Below are 641 nucleotides of genomic sequence, written 5' to 3' on the forward strand. Positions count from 1 at the left end.
AGCGGGGCGGCTCTGCTGCTGACGGTGGCCTCGGTTGAGGTGCCGGAAGGTGTTCGTCGCTTGGACCTGGACAGCCTGGATCTGAGTATCGAGCCGGATCACAACCCGGCGCTGGAGCAATCCGCCGAGACCGCGGCGTACATCATGTACACCTCCGGCTCCACCGGTACGCCGAAGGGCGTGCTGGTGCCGCATCGAGCGATCACGCGCCTGGTGATCAACAACGGCTATGCCGATTTCAATCAGCAGGACCGCGTGGCGTTTGCTTCGAACCCGGCGTTTGACGCCAGTACCTTGGACGTGTGGGCGCCGTTGCTCAATGGCGGCGCGGTGGTGGTGGTCGATCAGGACACGCTGCTGTCCCAAGCTGATTTTGCTGCGCTGTTGCAGGAGCAAGCAGTCAGCGTGTTGTGGATGACCGCCGGCTTGTTCCACCAGTACGCCGAAGGATTGTTGCCGGTCTTCCCGCAACTGCGTTACCTGATTGTCGGCGGTGATGTGCTCGATCCGAGCGTGATCGCCCGGGTCCTCAAGGACGGCGCACCTCAGCACCTGCTCAACGGCTACGGCCCGACCGAGGCGACGACGTTCTCGACCACCCATGAGATTACGCGGGCAGACGAGGGCAGCATTCCGATTGG

The 641-nt window shown here is 63.2% G+C and carries 1 protein-coding gene; it reads left to right on the forward strand.

What is annotated here, in order from left to right; all coding sequences use genetic code 11:
* A partial coding sequence (locus C9383_RS26500) for an AMP-binding protein (protein ID WP_146164727.1) occupies window positions 1–641 on the forward strand: 641 nt, incomplete at both ends.

Source organism: Pseudomonas palleroniana (genome assembly GCF_003031675.1).
Lineage (GTDB): Bacteria > Pseudomonadota > Gammaproteobacteria > Pseudomonadales > Pseudomonadaceae > Aquipseudomonas > Aquipseudomonas palleroniana.